Here is a 25588-nt window from a genome sequence, read left to right as displayed (position 1 = left end):
ACCTTTTCTTTATTTCTTCACAGGGCGTTTCCAGCCATCGATGGTGACCTGCCGCGCGCGAGAGAGTGTGAGCTTTTCAGCCGGCGCGTCATGCGCCAGCGTCGTTCCCGCGCCAAGAGTGGCACCGCGGCCAACCTTCACAGGCGCAATCAGCTGAGTGTCGGAGCCAATGAAGGCATCGTCTCCAATCTCAGTCCGAAATTTATTGACGCCGTCATAGTTGCAGGTGATGGTTCCCGCGCCGATATTCACACGGGCGCCCATGGTCGTGTCTCCGATATAAGACAGATGATTGACCTTGCTGCCCTGTCCGATGGTCGATTTCTTGATTTCGCAGAAATTCCCTATATGCGTCTGATCCGCCAGCCGGGCCCCGGGACGCAGCCTCGTGAAGGGACCGATCCGGGCTTCGCGGCCGATGCCGGCCCCGTCCGCATGCGTAAAGGCCTGCAGCGTCGTATCTGAAGCAACGACAGTGTCCTTCAGAACGCAGTAAGGGCCGACAGACACGCGGTCCCCCAGACTCACCTCGCCCTCAAAAACGCAACCCACGTCAATGCTCACGTCTCTGCCGCAAATCAGGCTGCCTCGGACATCCAGGCGCCCGGGATCAGCCAGCGTTACGCCGGCCTCAAGCAGCCGGCGGGCCTCCGCGGCCTGCCAGGCGCGCTCAGCCGCAGCAAGCTGCCTCTTGTCATTGACGCCAAGAACCTCCCGGGAGTCATCCACTGCGTAAGACACCACGGGAATCCCTTCCTTTACAGCCATCCCAATGACGTCGGTCAGATAAAACTCTCCCTGGGCGTTCGAATTGTTCAGGGCGGAGAGCCAGTGCCCGAGGAGCCGGGTCGGAAACACCATGATCCCGGAATTGACCTCCTGAATTTTCTGCTCTTCGGCGGTGGCGTCCTTCTGTTCAACGATTTTCTGCACCTTCCCCTGCCGGGAAACGATTCTTCCATATCCGGCAGGGTCGTCCAGAACTGCCGTCAAAATGCCAACTCCGTCACCCGTCCTACGGCAGAGTCCCTCAATCGTCGATTCCCGAATAAGAGGAACGTCGCCAAGCAGCACCAGGGTCTGCCCGCAGGCCGGATCAAGATATGGAAGAGCACATCGAACTGCGTCGCCCGTCCCCTGCTGGCAGGGCTGGACGGCGAAGCGAAGGCCGGCATGCTCCGACAGGCGCTGCCGGACGAGCTCTCCCCCATGTCCTATGACTACAACGACAGGATTCCCGCCAGCCTTTTCCGCCACTCGGACCACCCGCTCGACCATAGGCTGGCCCGCAACGGGCTGCAGCACCTTGGGAAGGTCTGAGCGCATTCGTTTGCCCTGCCCGGCAGCCAGAATAACTATGTTCATCCTTTGCACCTGCGAAATAATGAATTCAAGCATTTTAAAGGGAAACCCGGAAGAGATTCCTGTTTTTGAACTCTCAGGGCAGGAAGGAGCCGGCAGTCGTCCCAGCCGGGTCAGCCGCGCACAGCCGCAGAAAGCGCACTGGGGCAGGCCCGCGGGAAGCGAAAACGCCCGCAGGTCCGGCGCCGGGCTGTTTCTTTGAAGCCCCGGGCGGCGAGGGCCTGCCGCCCCGGACCTTCCTCAGACCTCTTTCTTTAAACTGCCGGGCGGTATTCGACCCTCTTGCTCTCAGCTTCCCATTCAGCCACATCAGCCCGATTCTGCCTAACAGGAAGCAGGGAGCCGACCACCATTCCAATTCCCGCCACAACGAAGCCCACCAAGACGCTTGGCAGGACTTCCCCCAAGGGGGTGAGAGTGAGGATTGCCCACGACAGCCCTCCCAGGATAATGGATATGGCGCAACCCAGACGAGTCGCCTTTTTCCAGTAAAGGCCCAGCACCAAGGGCCAGAACGCGCCGACAACCGGGAACTGATACGCCATCGCCACCATGTCGTAAATCGCCGTTCCTTCCACCGACAACGCATAAATCAGCACCAGAAGCGTAAAGGCAAGCACTGTCAGCCTCATGGTGCGGACCTCATGCTTCTCGTTGACGTGGGTGAAGTTTTTCAGGACGTTCTCCACAAAAGTCGTCGAAGGGGCCAGGATCGTTGCCGAAGCCGTTGACATGACGGCTGAAAGCACGGCGCCGAAAAACAGCACGCGCAGCCACATGGGCATATAGTCGCGCACCAGGGTGGGAAGCAGATGCTGAGGATCATTGTCAAGCATCCGCCCGGCGGCATCGGGCATGATCATGGAGGCCGCCACAACGATAAACATGGGGACTGACGCAAACAGGATGTAAACCACGCCGCCGATAATGGGGCCGGCCACAGCGACCCGGCCGTTCTTCGCCGACATCACCCTCTGGAAGACGTCCTGCTGGGGGATAGAGCCGATCATCATGGTCATCGCGGAAGAAATCCAGAACAGCCACCCGCTGGCCGTCGGTTCAGGCAGAGCTTGGAACAGCCCTCGTTGTTCGGCGTACGAAAACACTTTGCCCGCCCCGCCGGCAAGATCACCTGCAAAAACAGCAATCACAGCCAGACCGACGATGATCAGGATCATCTGGAAAAAATCCGTCATGGCCACAGACCACATGCCGCCGTACATGGTGTAGAAAAGCACCACACACGTGCCGATGATCATCCCCAGGGTAACGGAAACCGCTCCTTCTGTGACCAGATTCAGGACCAGTCCCAGGGCAGACACCTGCGCAGCCACCCAGCCAAGATACGAAATAATGATGAATATGGAGCAGGCGAGCTCGATGCCGCGGCCATAGCGATGCCTGTAGAAGCTGCCAATGGTCAGAAGGTTCATCTTATAGAGCTTGCCGGCAAAAAAAGCTCCAACGAGGATCAGAGCCATACCGGAACCGTAGGGCTCCTCCACAACTCCGGCCAGCCCCTCTTTAATAAAGCGACCGGGAAGCCCCAGCACCGTTTCCGAACCGAACCATGTCGCAAAAGTAGCTGTAATGACCATTGCAAGCGGCAGCGACCGGCCGGCCAGCGCATAATCCGCCGTCGTTTTTACGCGGGTTGCCGCATAAAGACCAATCCCAATGGAAACTGCCATGTAAAGCAGCAAAAAACCGACGAGAGACATGACCCGTGTCCTCCCAAAAGCAGCCGGGAAAAATTATTTTTTTGAAAGCGGGCTGAATTGTAAGAATCACACCAAAAAATGAGACTCGGAAACGGCTCTATGGACTTGGAAAATCTTCTTTTGTTTCACATAGATCAAACAATGGGACATCTGTCGGCTCAATGCAACTGATGCGCCTCTTTTCAAGGCGGCTCCCTGCGGCGTTCTGTTGCCGATTTGCAACAGGAGCTCACCCTCGTTTCGTTCGCTGAAGCAGGTCTTCCATGGTCCCGGAATCGGGTAGAGAGTGACCTCACGGTCACTCCCTCCTACACCGCATTGCCCCAGTGAGGGCTACGGACATGCCGTTCGGCATCCGGGGCGGTTTTCAAACTTAAGAGGCGGGCTTACTGCATCTCGAGGACGCTGAAAAGCCCCATCCGCTTGAAGAAGCTGTTGTCGAACGCTTGCCGCATGTGGAGGGCTTTCGAATTCCACCACGCCCCGCAGCCGTTGACCGAGCTCTTCCATGCTCTTTCGGGGGCTATGCCCCTTCTGATCAGATTTCGCTCTCTCGTCCGCGGGTTCTCTCACGCAATCCCTATGAGCTTGCGCAGATGTCGTCTGATGTGAATGTCGAGTTCCTCGAAGACGCCCCTGCGTTCGTTCAGTCTGAAGTACTGTCTCCATCCTCGCAGGACTGGGTTTAGTCGCGCGATGGCTACGTGCAGGGAAGTTCCTCGCGCACAGTAGAAGATGTCCTTCAGTTTGTCACGGAGCCGTCCGAAGCTTTTCGGGTGCGCGCGGGGCGCACCTGTTGTGCCGACGAAGGTGCAGCCGAGAAATTTCGCTCCGTTGGGGCGAAACACGCCGCTCTTGCCGCGATTGACTCGCAGCTTGAGCGTCCCCTCTATAAAAAGCGATTAAGTTCTCGAGCACTCGTTCCCCCGCTCTCCTCGATCTGACGTAAACATTGTTATCGTCAGCATACCGGGTAAATCGCAGGCCCCGCTTTTCGAGGTATTTGTCCAGTTCGTCCAGAACGGCCAGGGACAAAACCAGGCTGAGCGGCGACCCCTGCGGAGTTCCTTCATCCCTCGCCTGTACCATGCCTTCCGTCATGATGCCCGTGCGAAGGTATCGGCGGATGAGCCTCAGGAGCATCTTGTCTTCGATGTGCTTTTCCAGTTTCGACATCAGGCGATCATGGTTGACGGTATCGAAGAATTTCGCGAGGTCCATTTCCACCACGCAGCTGTACCCTTCGGCTATGTACCTTTGGGCCTGTTCGACGGCCTGATGGGCACTCCTCCCGGGGCGGAATCCATAACTGAATTCCGAAAACGTCGGGTCGAAATGCTCAGTCAGCACCTGAGCGATGGCTTGTTGGATCACTCTATCCTGCGCCGTCGGGATGCCGAGCATTCGCGTGCCCCCGTTCGGTTTCGGATTGTCGACGCGCCTGACCGCGGCAGGTATATACCTGCCCTCGCGGATGTGCGCGCGGATGCCTGCTCCATGTCTTTCAAAGTGAGCCGGCAGTTGTCTGACGGTCATGCCGTCAACCCCCGCGGCTCCCTTGTTTGCCATCACCCTGCGGCATGCTTCGCGCATGTTTTCGGGTGATAGGACTTCTTCCAGCGTTATCACTGGTTACCTCCTGTGTTCGTCCAGTGCACAGGCCCCGTCGCCCTTTCGACCCATCTGGCCGCTCTCGTTCGGTTTCGGATTCCGTCCATTGCCGCCGGAGGCGATCTACTTCCTATCGTTCGACTTTTACAGCTGCTGTCGCCGGGTTCGGGAGAGCTGTACGCTCTACTTGCAAGTTCGAATTCGGCCCTTCGGCGCTTCCGCCTACTACGGCCTCTGCTGACTTCCTTGTCGATATGCCTTGGCCTCTCGACCGCGGCAGCCCTGCGGCACCGCCAAGGATCTCCCCAGGTCTCACACGTGCGCTTTGCGTCCTGCCTGCTGGATCTACGCCGGCTCCTTCCGTATCGATATGGGGTTAACAGAATGTGGCCTGCTCTCCCGGAGTCGTCGCCTCATATCCAGTTCCTGTTCGTCAGGCTGACGTTTTGCTATCGGCTTCCTTCATCAGTTTGTTACCTCCCTGACTCTGCCGAGTCGCTAGTCCTTCCCTCGATCGGGCGGACGGTGGACTTTCACCACTGGTCACACGTGCGCTGCTGGGCGCACCACTCAAAAGGCCCGCGCCATGCAGAATGGCGCGGGCCTTCGTGTCAGACGAACGATTTTACGCAACGGAAAAGATCAGGACTCTGCCACCTGCTGTATGCCGGCCAGCAGCCAGCCCTGATTCTGGTCCGCCACAGGGCGCTCCAGAGACCAGATTTCATTGACCTCCTCCACTTCACAGGAAACATTCACCCTGCCGGTAAAATGAACCGCTGCCAAATAAGTGTCGCCCTCGGTTGTCAGGCCCGACAGCTCTGCATTCAGCGACAGAACGGAAATATCGAGCTTTTCCCCGTGCCTGTCGCGCAACTGATGGGTAAGAACAGTAAATACCTCGTCCGTGCAAAACTCACTCAGCTGAAGAACGTTTCCGGTGCTCCAGGCCTGCTGAAGCCTGGTGAAATTTTTCTTGCACTCGTCCAGAAAAGCGGTTTTGTCGAAACCTTCGGGAAGCGAGGAAAGGGGCTGAGTAGCCCCCTTGGAAAACTCATCAAGCACGGAGCCGGCCTGAGCCCTGTTGCCTTGGAAATAAGCTGCGCCGGACCGATCAGATTCCGGACCGCGCTCAGGAACGCTGGGTTCCTGCCGAAGCACAGAGGCGTTCTGGACTGAGGCGCGCTGCGCAGCAGGACGCAGCTGCTTGCGTCCAAACAAAACCTTCAGCAATGCAAGCCCTGCAAAAAACAACAAGGCCATCAACAAAATAGTTCCTAGTTCCGAGCCGATGCCCAAATAATGAGCAAGGGCTGCGATACCCAGGGCCGCAGCCGCCCCCATCAGCATGCCTCGCAAAGGGCTGGCCGGTTTGGCCGCTGCAGGAGCCGCTCCGGCAGGGGCCGCCTTTTGCTGCTGAGGAGCAGCCTGGGGCCTTTGAGCCGGAGCCGGCTGAATGCCGCTTCCCCTGTTCGCGGGGGCCATCTGAGCCGGGGCCGGTCTGCCAAAGCTCATCCCGCCGCCAAAGCGCTTGGCCGCATCAGCGTTCGTAGCCAAAGCGAAAGCCATGAGGCCGGCCGCTAAAAGGGGAAACCACTTTTTCATCATCTTTTCCTCTTACGGTTGAATAAAACTAAAACAGAACTGCCTTATGAATTATTAGAATTTTTCCCCTGTATGCAGGGCACATACACCAAATGTAAGATTTTTCCAGGTCACGCGCCCAAAACCTGCTTCGCTCATCATCCTGGCGAGCTCTGCCTGAGGGGGATGCCGTCGGATGGATTCCACCAGATATTCGTAACTGTCCCTGTCGCCGGCTATCTTAGATCCTAACCAAGGCATAAATTTAAAAGAGTAAAAATCGTAAAAAGGTGCAAACCAGCGGGCGCACTTCGAAAATTCCAGCACAAGCGTCCGGCCGCCGGGCTTTGTCACACGGCACATCTCCTCGAGCGCACGGCCTTTGTGCGTCATGTTGCGAAGGCCGAAGGAAACCATGACAACATCAAAATAATCGTCCGGAAAGGGCAGCTGCTCGCTGTCGCAAAGCACCACCTGACAGTGGCTACCGTGTGCGGCGAGCCTGTGGGCGCCTATTGTCAGCATTTCCCGATTGATATCGGTCGCCCAGACCTCGCCTCCCGGGGCGCACTTCCCGGCAAACTGCAGGGCCAGATCCGCCGTACCCGAAGCAATGTCCAGAACCTTCATACCCGGCCTTGCCGCCGCCTTCATCACGGCATATTTTTTCCAGAGCCGGTGCATCCCGAAAGACAGGACGTCATTCATCAGGTCGTATTTTGGCGCAACGGAATCGAAAACTTCCTTTACCCGACCTTCCTTTTCCGACTCACGTACCTCAGCAAAGCCAAAGTCCGTCTGCTCTTGATTTTGCTCTTGCGAATGATCGTTTGCCGCCATAAGCCTTCCGGTCCCATCGAAATGCCGCCAACTCCGAACTTTACCCGCCCTTCAGGCTTCAAGACAGCACCCACGCCGTCGCGGTGGCTTCCCCGCCGGCCAACGGGCATTTTTTTCTGAAAGTGAGGACGGCAAGCGTTCGAGAGAAGAGTAAAAAATACCCGTCCAGACAGGATGGGCGTAAGCAACTGGATTGAGAATACCAGGCTGCGATTCATGCATGCCGGAAGCTTCCGGCGAAAAGTCAGGGCCGCAGCGGAAAGCATGCGCGGCCTGTGAGAGGCTGCAGCCGCATTGGAACCCCTGACATCATTGAAAATGTGGTGCCTCCGGAAGGAGTCGAACCTTCAATTCAGCCTTCGGAGGGCTGCGTGAGATCCGTTTCACTACGGAGGCAGGCGTGTAATTATAAATAAATATTTGTCTTAATGCTAATGTGAGGATCAAAATCTAACAGGATCTATTTCCAACACAATGTTTCCATTATGGAAATCAGGAACAGGCAAAGCTTTCAGAAACGCATGGAGCCGCCTTCTCGAACTACTTTCCACCAACAGCTGAGCACGATTTCTGTTGGCTACCTTGACCAGCGGCATCGGCACCGGATCATACAGAACGATGTCTGAGTCCTGAAAATCTCTTTTCAAAATCTGCAACCCTTCTTCCGTAATTTTCTGGAGACAAGCCATTGCCTGGTCCAAATCCTCATGATCCGCTGTGAACATGGCCTGATAGGTAAAAGGAGGACCCCCGGCTTCCCTGCGTTCTTTAAGCAGAGCATCTGCAAATCCAGGATAGTCGTATTTTTTGAGAAACGAGAACACTATATCCTTGGGAAAACGGGTTTCCACCAGCACCAGACTTCTGCCGCCGGCCCGGCCCGCACGGCCCGAGACCTGCATTAGTGTTGAAAACAGCCTTTCCTTAGCCCGAATGTCCGTCGAAACAAGCTGGGCGTCTGAGTTCAGCACTACAACAAGGGAAACGTTCTTGAAATCATGTCCCTTGGAAATCATCTGTGTGCCAACCAAAATGTCCACTCTGCCGGCATGAACCTCATGAAAAGCTTTGTCCGTCTCCCTCTTGGTTTTCAAACTGTCCCGGTCAATGCGCAGCACTCTGGCCTGCGGCCACAGCTTTGACAGAACCTCTTCAATTCTCTGCGTTCCGGATCCCACCGGGATAATATCCGCCGCTCCGCAACTGGGACAGCGTTCAGGAACAGGGCGCGAATAGCCGCAGTGGTGACAGACTAGCCTGCGGATATCCTTATGGAACACCATGTAGGCTGAACAGTGCGGACAAGCCGAAATCCAGCCGCAGGAAGGGCAACAGAGGCTGGGGGAATATCCTCTGCGATTGAGAAACACCAAAACCTGCTCTTTTCTGAGCAGGGCCTGAGAAATTTCGCGCTGCACCTCCTCAGTCAATCCTTCAGAGGTCTTTTTGTTCAGCTCAATTAGACGCAGGTCCGGGAAAGAGGCTTTGGGGACTGCCCTCTGCTTCAGCTCAAGTAGCTTGTACTTTCCCTTTTTTGCAAGCTCCCAGCTTTCCAAGGACGGCGTAGCGGAACCTAAGACTATCGGTATCTGAAGATCCTGCGCCCTTTTGACCGCCAAGTCTCTGGCAGAGAACCTCGCTCCGTCGGAAGCCTTGTAGGACAAGTCATGCTCTTCGTCAACGACGATCAGTCGTAGATCATGGAAACTAGCAAAAACAGCCAAACGCGTTCCGACAAGGATCCTCGCCCGCCCTTCATGGATGGCAAGCCACGACCGGGCCCGCTCTCCCGGAGCTAGTTCAGAATTCAAGGTAACTATCTGGTCATGAGGAAAATGGCTTCTCACTCGAGAAAACAGCTGCGGCGTCAGGTTGATTTCTGGAACCAGCAGCAGAGCCTGCGCCCCGCCGGTCTGACTCAGAATTCTCTTCATAATCTGAAGATAAACCTCTGTCTTTCCGGAACCGGTCACGCCGTACAACAGCCAGGGGACAAATCCCTTGCTGCCGGTGACGGACTGCACGGCGCGCAGTTGCTCTGCATTTAATGAAGGCTCCGGCGGGCACTCCTTTTCCGGCAGAGCCGGCAGGCTCCTCAGCCGCTGCATGGACAGCTCATGCCGGCCCCCCCCTTTTTTCCTGAAAAAGGCAGGGATGCCTGGGAGAGCCACTTCTCCCCATGTCCTGCAGTAGTATTCGGCCGCAAAATGCGTCCATGACAGCCACTCTGCAGGCAGGGGCGAGAAATCGTTGAGGACGCAGCTCACTGCCCTGAGCTTCCTCCGCTCAATGTCCGTCCATGGCTTCAGACCAACAACCAGGCCGGCTGTTTTTCGTCTGCCTACCGGCACAAGGACAAGATCACCGACGGCCACCAGCATTTCCTGCGGCACCAAGTAATCCAGAGGCGGCAGGCCCGCGACATCGACGATCACCTGGGCGTACTGGTCAGCAGCCATATGTCCTGACCTCTCTTAATGGAAGCGGCGGCTGTACGAATGCACTTCATCAACCAGCGCTGCTACTGCCTCTACCGGAGTTTGAATATCTACTCCATGTCCCAAATTAAACACATGTCCGCCGCCATCCACAGGGCCATAGGATTCCAGCACCTTCCGGGCCTCCTGCCGAACGACGGTCTCGCCCGCCAGCAGGACTGCGGGGTCAAGATTGCCTTGAAGGGCAACCTTATCCGAAACAGCTTTGCGCACCTCAGACAAACTCACGCACCAGTCCAGTCCGACAGCGTCTGCTCCGATGCCTGCGAGATCCCGAACCCAAAGCCCGCCTCCCTTGGTAAACACAATGACAGGAACCCGCCGTCCTTCGTGCTCTTTGGGCAGCCTCTCTATCACGCGGCGCATACTTTCCAGAGAGTACCTTCTAAACATCTCCGCAGACAGGCATCCTCCCCAGGTGTCAAAAATCTGAACGGCTTGGGCGCCAGCAGAGATTTGCGCCGCAAGATAGGCTGCTACTGAGTCCACATTGACGTTGATGATGTGCTCAAACAAATCTGGCCTGGCATACATCATGCGTTTCACAGTCAGCCAGTTCCGGCTCCCCCTGCCTTCAATCATGTAGCAGGCAAGCGTAAAAGGGCTCCCTGAGAATCCAAGCAGCGGCACCCTGGATGACAGAGCCCTGCGTATGCTAGATACGGCGTCCATAACATAGGAGAGCTTTTCCAAGTCCACCGGCTGGAGCATGCGCACAGTCTTTTCATCCTGGAGGGGCTTTTCAAAAACAGGCCCGACGCCGTTTTCGAACCTCAAACCCAGCCCCATTGCTTCTGGAATAGTCAGAATATCCGAAAACAAAATCGCAGCATCCAGATTAAAGCGTTCGACTGGCTGGAGCGTGACCTCCGTTGCCAAGTCAGGCGAATGGGCCATAGCTAGAAAGCTGCCGCTTTTCGCACGAAGCGCCCTATATTCAGGCAAGAACCTTCCCGCCTGCCTCATCAACCACACAGGCGTATAGGGGACAGGCTGCCTCAGCAAAGCTCTAAGAAGAACATCATTCATTAAAGGTTTCATAGTCACGAGACATTATCGAGCAATAACGGCACCCCCCCGCAACCAGGGAAATAGCCTTAAAAAAACAAAGCCAGCAACGGTAACTTTATCAGACTGGGTCCGGCTGTAGATGACGGTCAGCCTCAGGGCGAACAGGAAAAAGGCGTGCCAGCCCGAGAAAGGAAACCGGCTGACCAATCCCGACCGCCGGAAGTGAAAGACGAACGCGGCGGATTTGGCAACCGCGAGAATGAGAGATTGGCGGGCCTTCGGTCCTTGTGGAGGGCAGGAAAAAGAACCCTGCATGATGAACAGAGCCTTCCGCGAGTTGAAAACAAATTTCAACATAACAGAGAGCCTGCGCAACATAGTTCCGGAGGCGAAGCCTCCGTCTCGCGGACTACGAAGAGGGAGAACGCCCGCTCCTAGACTCACAGGACCGAGCCCCGATAGCAAAAAAGCATCGTGAATAATTCACGATGCCCTCTTGCCCTTCACCCCCCGAACTCCTGAAATATCAGGACACAGGGAATTTAGTATTTGCTGATGCTTTTGCCTCTGTCAACGCTTCGCCGACAGCTTCTGAATAATCTTAAGCTCGGCAGACAAGGCTAGCATCTCTGCTTCAAGGCGCGCGATCTCAAGGTCACCCTTGGCATTCTTGCGTAGCTCCTTGGTTTCCTCAAGGGCTTTCTTCGCCTTAGCCTCGTCCAAGTCTTCACTGCGAACGGCAGTGTCGGCCAAAACCGTGACAATGTCAGGCTGAACCTCCAGAATTCCGCCGGCGACAAAAATCCTCTTCACTTCAGGATCATCCGGCATTGTCACTCTGACAAAACCGGGCTTGATCCTGGTAATAAACGGAACATGTCCTGGCAGAACGCCTAATTCGCCTTCAACACCGGGCAGCGCAACAAATTTAGCGTCACCGGAGAAAATATGCTTCTCCGCATTGACGACATCTACTCTTATCGTTTTCATCAAGTAGCCCCGCTGTCGAGTCCGGCCGGGTGTTCAAGCCCGGCCTTGCCATTATTTCAAGGTCTTGGCTTTTTCAAAAGCCTCATCGATGGTGCCGACCATGTAGAAAGCCTGCTCCGGCAGCTCATCGCATTCGCCGTCAACAATCATCTTGAAGCCGCGAATGGTTTCCTTCAGAGGAACATACTTCCCCGGATTTCCAGTGAACACTTCGGCCACATGGAAAGGCTGAGACATAAACCTCTGGATCTTACGAGCGCGGGAAACCGTCAGCTTATCCTCAGGAGCGAGTTCATCCATACCGAGAATGGCGATGATGTCGCGCAGTTCCTTGTAGCGCTGCAGGGTTTCCTGAACACGACGAGTCGTGTTGTAATGCTCTTCGCCGATGATGTTGGGGTCTACCTGGCGGGAAGTAGAGTCCAGCGGATCGACTGCCGGGTAAATACCCAGAGAGGCGATTTCACGCGACAGAACGATCGTGGCGTCCAAGTGCAGGAAGGTGGTGGCAGGTGACGGATCGGTCAAGTCGTCAGCAGGCACATACACAGCCTGAACGGAGGTAATCGATCCAACCTTAGTCGAAGCAATGCGCTCCTGCAGGCGGCCCATTTCCTCAGCCAGAGTCGGCTGATAGCCCACGGCAGACGGCATGCGCCCGAGCAGAGCAGACACTTCCGTGCCAGCCAGGGTGTAGCGGTAAATGTTATCGATGAAGAGCAGAATGTCCTTGCCTTCGTCGCGGAACGCTTCTGCCATCGTCAGACCGGTCAGAGCCACACGGAGACGGTTTCCCGGAGGTTCGTTCATCTGGCCGAACACCATGGCCACCTTGTCCAGAACCTTCGCGCCTTCCATTTCATGATAGAAGTCGTTGCCTTCACGGGTACGTTCGCCCACGCCAGCGAAAACCGAGTAACCGCCATAGGCCTTGGCGATGTTGTTGATGAACTCCATCATGTTGACGGTCTTGCCCACGCCGGCACCGCCGAACAGGCCGACCTTGCCGCCCTTGGCAAACGGGCAGATCAGGTCAATCACCTTGATGCCAGTTTCCAGCAGCTCAACGGAAGGACTCAGTTCATCGAACTTCGGGGCCAGACGATGAATAGGCATACGGCGATCAGCCTTGATTTCGCCCTGTTCATCAATCGGCTTGCCCAGCACATTCATAATGCGGCCGAGGGTGCCCTCGCCCACAGGCACGGAGATTTCGTGACCCGTAGCGCGCACCTTCATGCCGCGCTGAAGGCCATCGGAAGAGCCCATGGCAATGCAGCGGGCCACTCCGTCGCCAAGCTGCTGCTCCACCTCGAAGGTCAGCCCCTCTTCAGCAAGCTTGTTGCTCTCGTCGTGCTCCAAAACGAGGGCTTCATAAACTTTCGGCATCTGGTCGCGCGGGAACTGAACGTCCACCACAGCGCCGATAACCTGAATGATTTGTCCGATATTCATTATTGGATAATCCTCAGTTTCAAATCCTTAGCGTCAAGACACAGCAGCAGCGCCGCCCACGATTTCGGTAATTTCCTTCGTGATGGCGGCCTGACGCGTCTTATTGAAGACAAGCTGGAGCTCATCGGCCAGTTTCTTCGCATTGTCCGTAGCGGCCTTCATGGCCACCATGCGGGCACTCTGCTCAGAGGCCATATTTTCAGCAACAGCCTGATAAATAAGCGCTTCAACGTATCGGTTCAGCAATAGATCCAGCACGGCCTGAGCGCTAGGTTCATATTCATAGTCTCGGGTGTAGTGCGGTCCCTGAGAATCAGCAGCGCCCTGCTTTTGAGGCTCTCCTGCCAGCATCTCGCTTGTCGGCAGAGGCAAAAGCTGCTCAAAAACCGGCTCCTGCTTCATCGCATTGATAAAACGCGTGTAGGCAAGGTACACAGCAGACACCTCGCCCTTTGCATAGGCTTCAAACTGGACTCGAATGGCACCAATCAGTCGGTCAAGGTTGGGCTTGTCACCCAGCGCGATCACCTGACTTTGCACCGGCATTCCCAACCTCTGCAGGAAACCCAGGCCTTTGTTGCCGATCGCAGTGGCGAAAATCTCATTGCCATCGGCATTCCACTGCTTGATGTGGGTCAGGGTGTCGCGCAGAATGTTTGTGTTCAACGCACCGGCCAAGCCCTTATCCGTCGTAATGAGGATAAGGCCAATTTTTTTGGCGTCATTATGCGAAGCGAGGAACGGATGGCGGTAATCCGTATGAGAGGAGGCAAGATGAGAAATAATCCTGCGAATATCCTCTCCATACGGACGCGCCGCAAACATACGATCCTGCGCCTTGCGCATTTTCGAGGCCGCCACCATCTGCATCGCGTTAGTGATCTTGCGCGTATTGTTTACGCTCTTGATCTTTAAGCGTATTTCTTTTGTGCTTGGCATTGGGTCCTCTAAGATCGCTTGTCGCTTTTAAAAAGCACCGTTCTTCTTGAACTCGTTAATCGCAGCTTCGAGAGCAGAGGCATCTTCCTTGTCAAGAACCTTCTTTTCCTCGATGCGGTCAACAAGCTCCTTGTAGTGCTCCTGCATATAGTCGCGCATGGCGTCCTGAACGCGGAGAGCGTCCTTCACCTTGACGTTGTCATAGAACCCGATGTTGACGGAGAACAGCACCAGAGCTTCTTCCCAAACCTGAAGCGGATGATACTGAGGCTGCTTCATCAGTTCCGTAACAACGCGGCCGCGTTCCAGTTCCTTGCGGGTTGTCTCGTCCAGATCGGATGCAAACTGAGCAAAAGCAGCCAGTTCACGATACTGAGCCAGAGCCAAGCGCACGCCGCCGCCCAGCTTCTTAATGATCTTCGTCTGAGCAGCGCCGCCCACGCGAGAAACGGAAATGCCCGGGTTGATAGCCGGACGGATACCTGCATTGAACAGATCCGTTTCAAGGAAGATCTGGCCGTCAGTAATGGAAATAACGTTCGTCGGAACAAAGGCGGTCACGTCACCGGCCTGGGTTTCAATGATCGGCAGCGCAGTCATCGAACCGGTCTTACCCTTGACCTCACCCTTGGTGAAGCGCTCCACATATTCCGCATTGACTCGAGCAGCCCGCTCAAGCAGGCGGGAATGCAGATAGAACACATCGCCCGGGTAGGCTTCGCGTCCCGGCGGACGACGCAGAAGCAGAGATATCTGGCGGTAGGCCCAAGCCTGCTTGGTCAGGTCGTCATAAACAATCAGAGAATCCTGGCCTCTGTCGCGGAAATACTCACCCATGGTGGCACCCGCGTACGGAGCGATGTACTGCAAAGCGGCGGCTTCAGAAGCCGTAGCAGCCACCACAATCGTATAGTCCATTGCGCCGTGTTCGGTGAGCTGACGAACAACGTTCGCAACGGTGGAAGCCTTCTGACCAATAGCCACATAAATGCAGGTCAGGTGCTTGCCCTTCTGATTAATGATGGTGTCCAGAGCAACGGCAGTCTTGCCCGTCTGGCGGTCGCCAATGATCAGTTCGCGCTGTCCGCGTCCGATCGGCACCATGGAGTCAATCGATTTCAGACCGGTCTGAACAGGTTCAGACACAGACTGGCGCTCGATCACGCCCGGAGCGATTTTTTCAACGACGTCGTACTGCTTGGCATTGATTGGGCCTTTGCCGTCAATAGGCTGACCCAGCGCGTTAACAACACGGCCAATCAGCTCGGGTCCAACGGGAACCTGCAGAATGCGTCCCGTCGTACGAACTGTATCGCCTTCGGAAATATGGGTATATTCACCGAGAATCACCGCGCCGACTGAATCACGCTCCAGATTAAGCGCCAGGCCGTAGGTGTTGCCTGGAAATTCAAGCATTTCGCCCTGCATCACGTCGGAAAGACCGTGAATGCGGACGATGCCGTCGGTAACGGAAATCACGGTGCCCTGCGTACGAAGATCGGCCGAGACCCCGAGGTCTTCGATCCGCTTCTTCAGCAAATCACTGATTTCACTAGGATTGAGTTGCATTATTCAGCTCCGGAATTTATGCGGTGAGAGCCGTCTTCATTTGTTCAAGACGTGCACTGATCGAACCATCAAGAACCTGATCGCCAACGCGAATGCGCACCCCGCCAATCAAGTCACGATTGATCGTGACGTGGGGGACGAGCTTCTTGTTGGGGAAATGCCGAGCAAGAGCCTTCAGAAGATCTTCAATCTCGCTACTGGACATTTCAAAAGCCGACTCGATATAAGCTTCGGCAATTCCTTCAGCACTATTAATGAGCTGACGATAGTCATCAGCAATGCTGGACCAGGCTGCGATACGGCCATTCTTCAAGACCACTGAAAGAAGGTTGTTGACCTCTTTCGGAGTTTCTGATTCCGGCAGTACGCTGTGGATAAGATCAATGATTTGCTCAGACGAAAGCTTCGGGTCGCCGAAAACCTGAGCAATCTCAGGCATGGCGATGACCTTGGAGATCTTCTCCACAGCTTCCAAGGCCGCCTTATGCTCCTCTACGGAAGCGTGGCGATCCTCAAGAGCCTGATACAAACCCTTGGCATAAGGCCGTGCAATTGTCGAAATTTCTGCCATGGTTTAAAGCTTCGCTTTGAGTTCTTCGAGCAGGGCTTTGTGGGTTTCCACATTAACTTCCCGCTTCAGAATCTGCTTAGCACCAAGCACCGCCAGCTGGGCCACCTGATCTCTTAAGGCGTCCTTGGCGCGGGCAATTTCCTGATCAGCTTCTTCATTGGCTGCTTTGACAATGCGATCAGCCTCGACCTGAGCCTGGGTCTTAGCCTGTTCAACGATATTCTGGCCGCGTTTTTCACCATCAGCCACAATCGCAACAGCCTGAGCGCGAGCCTGAGCTTCAACGGCCTGCTGCTTCTTCGTTGCTTCAGCCAGAGCGCTCTGGCCAAGATCAGCAGCCCTCAGCCCTTCCGCGATCTTTTTCTGCCGATTCTCAATGGCGCGAATCAGCGGCGGCCAGATGTACTTCATGGTGACCCAGGCCCCCAGGAAGAACACGACCATTTGCACGAATAGTGAGGCGTTAATGTTCATTATTGAGTCCCATTAAGGTTAAACATCTGTTCCCTTAAAGGAACAGCGTTCAACACAAACTAAAAAGTGTTTTTAACTTTTTAGACGAAGGGATTCGCAAAGGCGAACATCATGGCGATACCAACGCCGATCAGGTACGCAGCATCAATCAGGCCGGCCAGAATGAACATCTTGGTCTGGAGAGTATCGATCAGCTCAGGCTGACGCGCGGAAGATTCGAGGAACTTCGCACCCATAATGGCAATACCGATAGAAGCACCGCAGGCACCAAGGGCAATGATAATGCCGCAAGCCAGGGCAACGAGAGCAACGTTAGTCATTTAAAAGACTCCTTAAGATCTTCTTGGTTAGAGGTAAAGAAGTTGAACAAAAAAATGTTAAATCAATGGCTTTCATGCGCCTGACCCAAGTAAACCAAGGTCAGCATCATCATAATGAAGGCCTGTAACAAAACGATCAGAACGTGGAAAAGCCACCAGCCAAGACCTCCCACAATCTGCCCGAGCGTGCTGAGCGTTCCGCCGACAACACCGAAGCTGAGGGCGTAGCCTCCCAACAATGCCAGCAGGAAGAACAGCAGTTCGCCTGCATACATATTGCCAAACAGTCGCATCCCAAGGGAAACGCATTTGGCCAAATATTCGATGATATTGAGAACCAGGTTAAAAGGCCAAAGAAGCGGATTGGCACCAAACGGAGCTGTGATCAGCCCCTTGAAGAACCCGGCGAATCCGTGAGCCTTAAACCCGTAATAAATCATGAGCAGCAGCACGCCGACGGAAATGCCGAGAGTGCCGTTCAAATCGGCTGTCGGCAAAGGCCTGAGATGCTCAAAGCCGAGCAGAGAAGCAATCTTGGGAAGGAGATCGACCGGAAGCAGGTCGATGCAGTTCATCAAGGTCACCCAGACGAAAACCGTCAGTCCGAGCGGAGCAATGAAGGTCCTGTCCCCGTGAATGAGAGTGCGGGCCTGCGTATTCACAAACTCCACCATCATCTCAACAGCGCACTGCCATTTTCCAGGAACACCATCCGTTGCCTTGTTGGCGGCCTTGTAGAGGAGCCACAGAGCAATGGCCATGATGAGGATGGAAAAGAACAGCGTATCGTAGTTAATAACTGAAAAATCGACAATAGACGCCTGCTTGCTTGAGGCAAGGTTCGCCAGGTGATGTCGAATATATTCAGTGGCAGTTGGAAGAGAGGACATAAAAGCCTTTCCTTATTTCTTCAGTAGAAGCTGTCCTGCCATAGGAGCGCTAGCTACTATGAACAGTGAAATTAGAAACACTGGCCAACAGAGATTCTGGTAAGACCAAGCCGCAAGGCACATGAGGCCTATCGCTGTCAATGTCCTAACAAAAATCCCTATCTGGAGAAGAACCGCCCCTATATGCGGCTGACGTGGGGTTACCGCAGCAACCACCGCCATAAGCAGAGCGGAAGGAAAAATATATGATCCCGAGGCTAGCAGGGAAGAAATAAAACCGTTCCACCCGGCAGCAACGCCACCAGCTATCGCCAGCACTGCGCCGCACGAGACATAGGAAAGCAACGCATTATGCCATCCGTCGCTTTCCACACCGCAAAAAGAGCCCTTCATCCAGAAAATCCAGCTAATTTTAAAAGTAAGCGTTTGTTTCAACAACTACCAATATGAAGTAGTACAAGAAACAAAAAACAACTACCACGGACTAACAGCAACACCTCTTAAGAGGTATACCCCAGACGTTCAAGCAGCTCGTTTAATTGATCTAAGCTAGTGTATTTAATTGTTATTTTACCCTTTTCTCTAGTTTCAGCGGAGAGTTTCACTTCAGCACCGAATGTATCGGACAGTGACTCCTCTATATGAAGGATATCCCTCGTTTTTTTGGCCGTTTTTTTGACTGTCTTTTTACGCCCCTCGGACAAAAGAGCAGATACGGTCCTTTCCGTCTCTCTGACCGACAGCCCTTTCATCACAATCTGATTGGCGACAAAAATCTGATCGTCAGGCTTCAGGGGAATCAACGCGCGCGCATGCCCCATATCGATCTTATCGGCCATCAGAAGGTTCTGCACCTGCGGAGTCAGCTTAAGAAGCCGCAGAGTATTGGAGATAGCCGGGCGGCTTTTCCCAAGAGCTTCAGACATCTGATCCTGGGTCATATTGAACTCTTTCATCAGACGGATCATCCCTTGAGCTTCTTCTATTGGGTTGAGACCCTCTCTTTGTATGTTTTCAATTAACGAGAGAGACAGAGCCTGTTTATCCGGAACATCCCGAATGATGACGGGTATGGTTTTCATACCAGCCATTTTGGCCGCGCGGTAACGTCTTTCCCCGGCAATGATTTCCCAGCGCTGAGGCCCGACCGAACGGACCAGAAGCGGCGACATCAGCCCCTGGGATTTTATGGACGCAGACAATGAAGCAATCGACTCGGGATCCATATGCGTGCGCGGCTGATACTTTCCGGGCTGCAGGCAATCTATCGGCAATTCAGCAAGGCCTCCTTCCTTAGGTACAGGATTCGCGCCTTTGTCTTTTTCCGGAACTTCATTGTCAAAGATTTCCTTGGCGCTACCGAGTCCGAGCGCCCCGAGCCCTCTGCCTAGAGCCTTTCTTTTTAACGCCATCTTTCAACTCCTTACTATGAGGGGGTGGACTGACTTTTGGTTTTAGCCAAGATTTCCGAAGCAAACGCCTTGTAAGCCTTGGCCCCCTTGCAGGACGGGTCATACAAAACGCCGGGAACGCCGTAACTCGGAGCTTCCGCTAGTCTGACATTCCTCGGAATCACTGTATCAAACACACGGTCGCCGAAATGACTTTTGAGCTGATCGCTCACTTGTTCCTGAAGGGTAATGCGTGAATCGAACATCACTCTCAGAAGTCCAATGGTGTCAAGGTAACGGTTTTTCTGCAGATGCACAAATTTTACTGTCTCGACCAGGTCCGTCAGTCCTTCTAGAGCAAAGTACTCGCACTGCATGGGAATAATGACTCCCTGGGCGCAGCAAAGTGCGTTCAGCGTCAAAAGCGAAATGCTGGGAGAACAGTCAATCAGGATGAAGTCGTAGTCAGACAGTTTTTCGGCCAATTCGTCTCTCAGTCGAAAATCACGGTGTGCAATGTCTACCAGCTCGACTTCAGCTCCAGCCAGATCCCTGTTAGAAGGCAGAAGGTCATAGCTGCCTTTGGCATATTCCGGCAAAGCGCGCACCACGACATCATCAAACCTGGAGGAACCGATTAAAAGCTGATAAACGGAATTTTTCAGTGTTCTTTTATCTATCCCGCTTCCCATTGTTCCGTTGCCTTGGGGATCAAGATCAATCATCAGCACTCTTTGCCCTTTTAGCGACAGGGCTGCGGCCAGATTAATACATGTGGTCGTCTTCCCGACACCGCCCTTTTGGTTAGCCACACAAAATATACGAGCCATATTCGCGCCTTGTCCTATTGTGGAAGAGTCGTCCAAAGAGAAGAAAATCCTTGCCAGAAAACGCTGATGCCAATGCATACAAGGATGAAAGCAAACAGCCTGGCCAACGCATCCGCACCAGCCGCACCCACAGCTTTAGGAATTTTGTCACTGAAGCGGAAACAAACCCATGTGAGCAGCGTAATGGCTATTGAAGCAGCGATGCAGCCGAAAATAGTCGCAATGCTTCCCGTCTGGCTAGATCCGATCGCTGCGGCCGCCGCAATTGTTCCCGGCCCCGTTGTCAAAGGAAGGGTCAGAGGATAAAAAGCCATGGACATGAGTTCAGTGTCGCTTCGATCAGACAAGCCTTTGTCTTCAACATCCCCGGTATGAACAGGCGCATGAAGCGCCTGCCACCCGGCTGAAACAAGAACAAGACCGCCTCCAACTTGAAGCACCGCTAAAGAAATTCCAAAAAAGGACAGAATGAGGCGACCGGCAAAAATAGAAACCATGAGAACGATGAAGCAGAAGAGAGCCATCCTGTTGGTGATTCTCGCCCTCATGTCGACCCTGACCCCCTGAGTCAGGGTTAAAAAAAACATGGCTCCCCCGAAAGGGTTCATGATAGGCAGGAATGTGGCAAACACTAACAGGAATGACTGCAGAAAAGTATCGAACATTTAAACCTCCGGCATAGGATCTACGCGAACAGCCCAGACCCCTCTCAAGTCCCCTTTCTTTTGATTTCCACAAATGTCCTATCTTCCTGTAACCCGGGCACCCGGACCGGGTATCTGACATCGCTTACAAAGAAATTTTCAGGGAGATCCTTCATTTCGCTGTCCGGCCTCTTGCCCTTCATGGCAATCCATGTCCCGCCGAGCCGCACGCAGTGCTCTGTTAGGGAAAGAAAAAGCCTAAGGGAGGAAAACGCGCGACAAACGGCCAGATCAGCAGAAAGGTCTCTGCAATCCTCTATCCTTGCATGAACGGCCTGAAGATTGGGTAACCTCAGCTGGGCAGCAGCCTGTGAGACAAACCTGCTTTTTTTCCCAACAGCATCGATCGAAATAATTTCTGCCTTTGGAAAGCAGACAGACAACACAACAGCCGGGAGGCCTCCGCCGGACCCAACGTCGATAATCTTGGCATCCTCCGCCACGCCCCTGTCTCGGAGATAGGGAACAAGGGACAGACAGTCAAGCAGATGCCTCGTCACTCCTTCCTGAACAGACTCAATGGAAGTCAGATTAAAAACCCGATTCCATCGGGCGAGCAGCTCAAGGTAATCCAGCAAAACAGACTGCTGGACTGAGGACAGCGAAAGCTCGAGATCATCGAGACCAAGCCTCAGCTTTTTCAATGCTTCGTCATTCATGCCCTCATCCTTTTACTTTTTGAGAGGTAAATCAAAAGTAAAGACACTGCTGCCGGAGTGACTCCAGAAATCCTTCCGGCCTGCCCAATGGTTTCCGGCTTAATTTCCTTCAGCTTCTCCCTTACTTCAAAGGAAAGCCCCCGGACATCATCGTAATTTAAGTCAGCAGGAATTCTCTGCATTTCATTCCTCAGAGCCCTGTCGATCTCATCTTTCTGCCTGGCAATGTAACCTTCATATTTGAAAGCAATCTCAATTTCACGTACCTCACGGTCCGTCAGATCCCGATCCGGGGCAAGAGATCTGCCTTCGTGCAACTTAAGCCCCATTAAATCCCGATAGCGTACTTCAGGCCGGGACAGAAGCTGCTTGAGGGAGTATTCATGTTCAACGTTTGATCCCAACACTCTAGCTGCTTCCCCTGGCTCCAACTCCGACGGGTGAACCCATGTAGTTTTGAGACGCTGTGTTTCACGTGAAACATCTTCCTGTTTTCTGCAGAAAAAATCCCATTGCTCATTGGTTACGACACCCAGGTTCCTCGCCTGAGGAGTGAGTCGTGCGTCGGCATTGTCTTCTCGCAAATTAAGTCGGTATTCCGCCCTCGAAGTAAACATGCGGTAGGGTTCCGTCACACCCTTGGTGGTCAAATCGTCGACCATGACCCCTAGGTATGCTTCGTCTCGCCGGGGAACCCAGGAATCCTTTCCCTTCGCTCTCAATGCTGCATTAATGCCTGCTAAAAGCCCCTGCGCTGCAGCCTCTTCATAGCCCGTTGTTCCGTTGATCTGACCGGCAAAAAACAAATTCGGCATCTTCTTTGTCTCGAGCGATTTCTTCAGCCCCCGCGGATCGTAATAATCATATTCAATGGCATATCCAGGACGCAGGAGATAAGCATTCTCGAGCCCCTTCATGGCGTGCACCATCTCCAGTTGAACATCAAAAGGCAGGCTCGTCGAAACGCCATTGGGATAGAAGACGTTGCTGTGCAACCCTTCGGGCTCGAGGAAAACCTGATGGCTATCCTTGCCCTTAAATCTCACGATTTTCGTCTCAATAGAAGGGCAATAGCGCGGCCCGACACCGGTAATTACGCCCGTATAAATGGGAGATCGGTCAAGAGAACCCAGGATAATCTCATGCACCCTCGGATTAGTCCTTGTAATAAAGCAAGGCAGCTGGCGAGGGTGAGGCACATTTTCCTTCCAGGAAAAATAAGGCAAAGGTTCCGCAGGGACATCTTGCCTTTCGCACTCATCGAAGTTAATGGATCTTCCGTCAATCCGGGGAGGAGTTCCCGTCTTCAGCCGCCCCTGCGGCATGCCAAGTTCAATCAGGCGATCAGCAAGTCTGATGGAAGGCGGATCTCCAATCCTGCCGGCTGGATAATGCTGAAGGCCGACATGAATAAGGCCATGCAGAAAAGTGCCCGAGCATATAACAACACAGGCCGAATGAAATCGGACCCCTGTTTTTGACACTACCCCAGCCGCTTGTCCATTGACGACTATTAAATCATCCGCTGCTTCCTGGAAAATATAGAGATTCTCCTGATTTTCCAGAAATGACCTCATCGCCGCCTTATAAAGTTCACGGTCGATTTGAGCACGCGTAGACCGTACGGCAGGCCCTTTTGAGTCATTGAGAATACGCATCTGAATTCCGGCCAAGTCAGCGGCGCGCCCCATTGCACCACCCATAGCGTCGATCTCATGAACAAGCTGCCCCTTGCCAATGCCTCCAATCGATGGATTGCAGGACATCTGCCCCAAGGTGTCCATATTGTGCGTCAGTAGCAAAGTTCTGCAGCCCGCTCTGGCTGAGACCAGAGCCGCTTCTATTCCTGCATGGCCGCCACCCACTACCACGACATCAAACACGATTGGAAAATCCATTTTTTCCTCAGAGAAGACAATAGCCTTGTTTCACGTGGAACATTGCTTCGCGTGCATCACCGAAACAATACAGCAAAGACAGAGCTAAAGTTATTTGCCGATGCAGAATGTACTGAAAATTTTCCCAAGCAAATCGTCAGAAGAAAACTCTCCAAGGATCCGTCCCATCGCAGTACCGGCAAGCCTGAGCTCCTCTGCCACCAAGTCCAGCTGCCTAGCAGAGGAATTCAATATGTCCTTAGCCTGACTGACATGATTCTGTGCCTTCCGAAGTTCCTCGAGATGCCTTCTGCGGGCCATATAAACAGATTGCACGGTACCGTCAAAACCCACAATTTTCAGAATCGCGCGCTTAAGATCTTCTATTCCAGTCCCAAATTTAGCTGATATACCGATTCTGTCAGCCGAAGATTTAAAAGGCTCCTCAAGCAAATCAATTTTGTTTACCACATGAAGCACAGGCGTACCCTCGGGCAAGTGCTCATGAATAAGCTCAAGCGTAGAAGGAGACTGGGAAACATTGCATGCCTCGAGGTGCAAAACCATATCAGCCTTTTCTATCTGCTTCAATGTCCTGCTGATTCCAGCGGACTCAACCACATCGTCGGTCTGCCGCAGACCAGCGGTATCCACCAGCTGAACCCGAACTCCATTAATCAAAATGGCGTTCCCTAGCAAATCCCGGGTAGTTCCCGGAACCTCTGTCACGATGGCCACATCTTTTTCAGAAAGGCGATTCAGCAGGCTCGATTTCCCGACATTAGGACTTCCAACCAGAACGACAACAGCTCCTTCCTGCAGCAACTGCCCTTGATCAGCTGTTCGGATGACTGTTTGAAGATGAGCACTGATCCCGCCTATTTTTTCGTTAATCTTTCCCTCCTGAAGAGCATCAATCTCTTCCTCAGGAAAATCAAGAATCGCTTCAACCTGAGTCCTTAATTCAATCAGCTCCTCTTCAATCTGTTCGCATTCTTTGGAAAAACCGCCGCTGAGAGAACGGTTGGCGGCGCGCAACGCACTCTCGGAACTCGCATTCACGAAATCCATGACCGCTTCCGCCTGAGCCAAATCCAGCCTCCCATTAAGAAACGCTCTTTTTGTAAATTCCCCTGGTTCAGCCAAGCGCACGGAATTATCGAAGGCAAGAATATTTTTGATGATCAGATTCAGAAGCACTGGATTGCCATGAACCTGAAATTCAACCACATCCTCACCAGTATAAGAATGAGGAGCCTTGAACCAAATCACAATCCCTTTATCAAGGACTTTGCCCGCCATATCTAAAACAGAGGTGAAATAAGCATGCCTGGGCTGCGGCGAAGAGATGCCAGTCATCCCCTTTATCAATCCAAGGGAGGCTGACTCTGCGCCGGAAAAGCGGATAACGCCAATTCCGCTTCTGCCAGGAGCGGTCGCTACTGCTACGATTCCTTCTGCTTGTCTCATCATGATTACGTCACCTGTCTTTGAATCAGGCAGGAGCCTCAGTAACTTCCCGAGCCTGCTCCCGCCGCCTCCCATACAGAGTCTTCCGGCATGGGAGGCTATTGCCGTTTTAACACCATAAAACCGAATATGCCGGCTGCAGGACTTCACGTTTTTTTTCTGTGGCTTTTCACAAGAAAGCCTCTGTCTGCGCCATCAGCTTCACCTGTGAAAGTGAAGATGCTCATAAGGCCTTGCCACCACATGGCAGAGCTCCACGCATCCGGCTGAGTTTTTTAAGCGTTCTTTCAGCCAGGTTGCCCGCATGAAGTTCAGATTCGGCTTTTGAAGCCAGCGAAGAGAACTCTGCCAGGCAAAGCTCCACCAGCCTAACCGCCCCGCCTGTATTGTTCTAGGCTCCGGGCATCTCGCTGAAATGCGGGAAGTTTAATCGCAAATGGCTTCTGAACGAATCCAACCGCAGCAATAAACGATGCTTGCTGCATCCTTCCCCACCTGCAGCATTGTGGCATTTGCATTCAGCAGCCACAGTGCTTTTAATTAGGCTCCTTTTACCTCCTTTGCGGGGAAACGCATATTGGATGGCGTCGGGATCCACTTCACATTCCAGACTCTCCTCTGCAGGACAGGCCCAAACCAAACGATCGGGTAGAGAGTGACCTCACGGTTACTCCCTCCTACACCGCATTGCCCCGGTGAGGGCTGCGGACATGCCGTTCGGCATCCGGCGGTTTTCAAACGTAAGAGGCGGGCTTACTGCATCTTGATGACGCTGAAAAGCCCCATCCGCTTGAAGAAGCTGTTGTCGAACGCTTGCCGCAT

23 protein-coding genes and 1 tRNA gene are annotated in these 25588 nt (G+C 53.7%); all 24 read right to left on the bottom strand.

Going from position 1 to position 25588, the window contains the following annotated elements; all coding sequences use genetic code 11:
• Positions 1-9 precede the first annotated feature (9 nt).
• The 24 genes from glmU to mnmE all read right to left on the bottom strand — a co-directional run bounded on the left by glmU (position 10) and on the right by mnmE (position 24766).
• Positions 10-1365: a bifunctional UDP-N-acetylglucosamine diphosphorylase/glucosamine-1-phosphate N-acetyltransferase GlmU gene (glmU, locus tag MAF45_RS01725; RefSeq protein WP_237977831.1), complete on the bottom strand. Its 1356-nt coding sequence runs from the start codon at positions 1363-1365 to the stop codon at positions 10-12.
• Positions 1366-1616: 251 nt separating this feature from the next.
• Positions 1617-3083 (bottom strand): high affinity choline transporter 1, encoded by a 1467-nt coding sequence (locus MAF45_RS01720; protein WP_237977830.1) that lies wholly within the window; start codon positions 3081-3083, stop codon positions 1617-1619.
• A gap of 569 nt (positions 3084-3652) precedes the next feature.
• Complete coding sequence (locus MAF45_RS11380) at positions 3653-3931, bottom strand: group II intron maturase-specific domain-containing protein (protein WP_237977829.1); 279 nt, start codon at positions 3929-3931, stop codon at positions 3653-3655.
• Positions 3834-4712 (bottom strand): reverse transcriptase domain-containing protein, encoded by an 879-nt coding sequence (locus MAF45_RS01710; protein WP_237977828.1) that lies wholly within the window; start codon positions 4710-4712, stop codon positions 3834-3836. The genes MAF45_RS11380 and MAF45_RS01710 overlap by 98 nt, the downstream gene beginning before the upstream one ends.
• Before the next feature lie 624 nt (positions 4713-5336).
• A complete protein-coding gene (locus tag MAF45_RS01705; protein ID WP_237978026.1) occupies positions 5337-6044 on the bottom strand; it encodes a Tim44 domain-containing protein in 708 nt (235 codons plus the stop codon).
• 309 nt (positions 6045-6353) lie between these two features.
• Positions 6354-7118 carry a bifunctional demethylmenaquinone methyltransferase/2-methoxy-6-polyprenyl-1,4-benzoquinol methylase UbiE gene (ubiE, locus tag MAF45_RS01700; protein ID WP_237977827.1) on the bottom strand — a complete coding sequence of 255 codons (765 nt, stop codon included), beginning with the start codon at positions 7116-7118 and terminating at the stop codon, positions 6354-6356.
• Between the two features lie 321 nt (positions 7119-7439).
• Positions 7440-7514, bottom strand: a tRNA-Arg gene (locus MAF45_RS01695).
• Positions 7515-7561: 47 nt separating this feature from the next.
• Positions 7562-9577 carry a replication restart helicase PriA gene (gene priA, locus MAF45_RS01690; RefSeq protein WP_237977826.1) on the bottom strand — a complete coding sequence of 672 codons (2016 nt, stop codon included), beginning with the start codon at positions 9575-9577 and terminating at the stop codon, positions 7562-7564.
• Positions 9578-9592: 15 nt separating this feature from the next.
• The gene (gene hemE / locus MAF45_RS01685; protein WP_237977825.1) at positions 9593-10645 is read right to left on the bottom strand and encodes a uroporphyrinogen decarboxylase; all 1053 of its coding nucleotides are present in this window, start codon (positions 10643-10645) and stop codon (positions 9593-9595) included.
• 24 nt (positions 10646-10669) lie between these two features.
• Positions 10670-10984: a hypothetical protein gene (locus MAF45_RS01680; protein ID WP_237977824.1), complete on the bottom strand. Its 315-nt coding sequence runs from the start codon at positions 10982-10984 to the stop codon at positions 10670-10672.
• A gap of 213 nt (positions 10985-11197) precedes the next feature.
• A complete protein-coding gene (locus MAF45_RS01675; protein WP_237977823.1) occupies positions 11198-11617 on the bottom strand; it encodes a F0F1 ATP synthase subunit epsilon in 420 nt (139 codons plus the stop codon).
• Positions 11618-11668: 51 nt separating this feature from the next.
• Positions 11669-13072, bottom strand: a complete 1404-nt coding sequence (gene atpD, locus MAF45_RS01670) for a F0F1 ATP synthase subunit beta (RefSeq protein ID WP_237977822.1) — start codon at positions 13070-13072, stop codon at positions 11669-11671.
• A 33-nt stretch (positions 13073-13105) separates the two neighbouring features.
• Positions 13106-14011: a F0F1 ATP synthase subunit gamma gene (gene atpG, locus MAF45_RS01665; protein WP_237977821.1), complete on the bottom strand. Its 906-nt coding sequence runs from the start codon at positions 14009-14011 to the stop codon at positions 13106-13108.
• 27 nt (positions 14012-14038) lie between these two features.
• Positions 14039-15580, bottom strand: a complete 1542-nt coding sequence (atpA, locus tag MAF45_RS01660; protein ID WP_237977820.1) for a F0F1 ATP synthase subunit alpha — start codon at positions 15578-15580, stop codon at positions 14039-14041.
• Positions 15581-15596: 16 nt separating this feature from the next.
• Positions 15597-16151 (bottom strand): F0F1 ATP synthase subunit delta, encoded by a 555-nt coding sequence (locus MAF45_RS01655; RefSeq protein WP_237977819.1) that lies wholly within the window; start codon positions 16149-16151, stop codon positions 15597-15599.
• A 3-nt stretch (positions 16152-16154) separates the two neighbouring features.
• Complete coding sequence (locus MAF45_RS01650; RefSeq protein ID WP_237977818.1) at positions 16155-16625, bottom strand: F0F1 ATP synthase subunit B; 471 nt, start codon at positions 16623-16625, stop codon at positions 16155-16157.
• 80 nt (positions 16626-16705) lie between these two features.
• Entirely contained in the window at positions 16706-16945 is a 240-nt protein-coding gene (gene atpE / locus MAF45_RS01645) for a F0F1 ATP synthase subunit C (protein WP_237977817.1), read from the bottom strand.
• Between the two features lie 62 nt (positions 16946-17007).
• Positions 17008-17835 (bottom strand): F0F1 ATP synthase subunit A, encoded by an 828-nt coding sequence (gene atpB / locus MAF45_RS01640; RefSeq protein ID WP_237977816.1) that lies wholly within the window; start codon positions 17833-17835, stop codon positions 17008-17010.
• A gap of 500 nt (positions 17836-18335) precedes the next feature.
• On the bottom strand, positions 18336-19247 hold the full coding sequence (locus MAF45_RS01635; protein WP_237977815.1) for a ParB/RepB/Spo0J family partition protein: 912 nt from the start codon (positions 19245-19247) through the stop codon (positions 18336-18338).
• 14 nt (positions 19248-19261) lie between these two features.
• Positions 19262-20056: a ParA family protein gene (locus MAF45_RS01630; protein ID WP_237977814.1), complete on the bottom strand. Its 795-nt coding sequence runs from the start codon at positions 20054-20056 to the stop codon at positions 19262-19264.
• A 14-nt stretch (positions 20057-20070) separates the two neighbouring features.
• A complete protein-coding gene (locus MAF45_RS01625; RefSeq protein WP_237977813.1) occupies positions 20071-20721 on the bottom strand; it encodes a MarC family protein in 651 nt (216 codons plus the stop codon).
• Between the two features lie 44 nt (positions 20722-20765).
• Positions 20766-21419, bottom strand: coding sequence for a 16S rRNA (guanine(527)-N(7))-methyltransferase RsmG (gene rsmG / locus MAF45_RS01620; RefSeq protein ID WP_237977812.1), 654 nt, complete (start codon positions 21417-21419; stop codon positions 20766-20768).
• Positions 21416-23317, bottom strand: coding sequence for a tRNA uridine-5-carboxymethylaminomethyl(34) synthesis enzyme MnmG (gene mnmG, locus MAF45_RS01615; RefSeq protein ID WP_237977811.1), 1902 nt, complete (start codon positions 23315-23317; stop codon positions 21416-21418). The genes rsmG and mnmG overlap by 4 nt, the downstream gene beginning before the upstream one ends.
• Before the next feature lie 90 nt (positions 23318-23407).
• Entirely contained in the window at positions 23408-24766 is a 1359-nt protein-coding gene (gene mnmE / locus MAF45_RS01610; protein ID WP_237978025.1) for a tRNA uridine-5-carboxymethylaminomethyl(34) synthesis GTPase MnmE, read from the bottom strand.
• Positions 24767-25588: the final 822 nt, after the last annotated feature.

Source organism: Mesosutterella porci, assembly GCF_022134585.1.
GTDB lineage: Bacteria > Pseudomonadota > Gammaproteobacteria > Burkholderiales > Burkholderiaceae_F > Mesosutterella > Mesosutterella porci.
This window is presented reverse-complemented; position numbering and strand designations above follow the sequence as displayed.

Excerpts from the sequence above, each read along its gene's own strand:
- glmU (WP_237977831.1), bottom strand. The coding sequence starts at position 1,365 with ATGAACATAGTTATTCTGGCTGCCGGGCAGGGCAAACGAATGCGCTCA.
- MAF45_RS01720 (WP_237977830.1), bottom strand. The coding sequence starts at position 3,083 with ATGTCTCTCGTCGGTTTTTTGCTGCTTTACATGGCAGTTTCCATTGGG.
- MAF45_RS01705 (WP_237978026.1), bottom strand. The coding sequence starts at position 6,044 with ATGCTGATGGGGGCGGCTGCGGCCCTGGGTATCGCAGCCCTTGCTCAT.
- ubiE (WP_237977827.1), bottom strand. The coding sequence starts at position 7,118 with ATGGCGGCAAACGATCATTCGCAAGAGCAAAATCAAGAGCAGACGGAC.
- priA (WP_237977826.1), bottom strand. The coding sequence starts at position 9,577 with ATGGCTGCTGACCAGTACGCCCAGGTGATCGTCGATGTCGCGGGCCTG.
- hemE (WP_237977825.1), bottom strand. The coding sequence starts at position 10,645 with ATGAATGATGTTCTTCTTAGAGCTTTGCTGAGGCAGCCTGTCCCCTAT.
- MAF45_RS01680 (WP_237977824.1), bottom strand. The coding sequence starts at position 10,984 with ATGTTGAAATTTGTTTTCAACTCGCGGAAGGCTCTGTTCATCATGCAG.
- MAF45_RS01675 (WP_237977823.1), bottom strand. The coding sequence starts at position 11,617 with ATGAAAACGATAAGAGTAGATGTCGTCAATGCGGAGAAGCATATTTTC.
- atpD (WP_237977822.1), bottom strand. The coding sequence starts at position 13,072 with ATGAATATCGGACAAATCATTCAGGTTATCGGCGCTGTGGTGGACGTT.
- atpG (WP_237977821.1), bottom strand. The coding sequence starts at position 14,011 with ATGCCAAGCACAAAAGAAATACGCTTAAAGATCAAGAGCGTAAACAAT.
- atpA (WP_237977820.1), bottom strand. The coding sequence starts at position 15,580 with ATGCAACTCAATCCTAGTGAAATCAGTGATTTGCTGAAGAAGCGGATC.
- MAF45_RS01655 (WP_237977819.1), bottom strand. The coding sequence starts at position 16,151 with ATGGCAGAAATTTCGACAATTGCACGGCCTTATGCCAAGGGTTTGTAT.
- MAF45_RS01650 (WP_237977818.1), bottom strand. The coding sequence starts at position 16,625 with ATGAACATTAACGCCTCACTATTCGTGCAAATGGTCGTGTTCTTCCTG.
- atpE (WP_237977817.1), bottom strand. The coding sequence starts at position 16,945 with ATGACTAACGTTGCTCTCGTTGCCCTGGCTTGCGGCATTATCATTGCC.
- atpB (WP_237977816.1), bottom strand. The coding sequence starts at position 17,835 with ATGTCCTCTCTTCCAACTGCCACTGAATATATTCGACATCACCTGGCG.
- MAF45_RS01635 (WP_237977815.1), bottom strand. The coding sequence starts at position 19,247 with ATGGCGTTAAAAAGAAAGGCTCTAGGCAGAGGGCTCGGGGCGCTCGGA.
- MAF45_RS01630 (WP_237977814.1), bottom strand. The coding sequence starts at position 20,056 with ATGGCTCGTATATTTTGTGTGGCTAACCAAAAGGGCGGTGTCGGGAAG.
- MAF45_RS01625 (WP_237977813.1), bottom strand. The coding sequence starts at position 20,721 with ATGTTCGATACTTTTCTGCAGTCATTCCTGTTAGTGTTTGCCACATTC.
- rsmG (WP_237977812.1), bottom strand. The coding sequence starts at position 21,419 with ATGAATGACGAAGCATTGAAAAAGCTGAGGCTTGGTCTCGATGATCTC.
- mnmG (WP_237977811.1), bottom strand. The coding sequence starts at position 23,317 with ATGGATTTTCCAATCGTGTTTGATGTCGTGGTAGTGGGTGGCGGCCAT.
- mnmE (WP_237978025.1), bottom strand. The coding sequence starts at position 24,766 with ATGAGACAAGCAGAAGGAATCGTAGCAGTAGCGACCGCTCCTGGCAGA.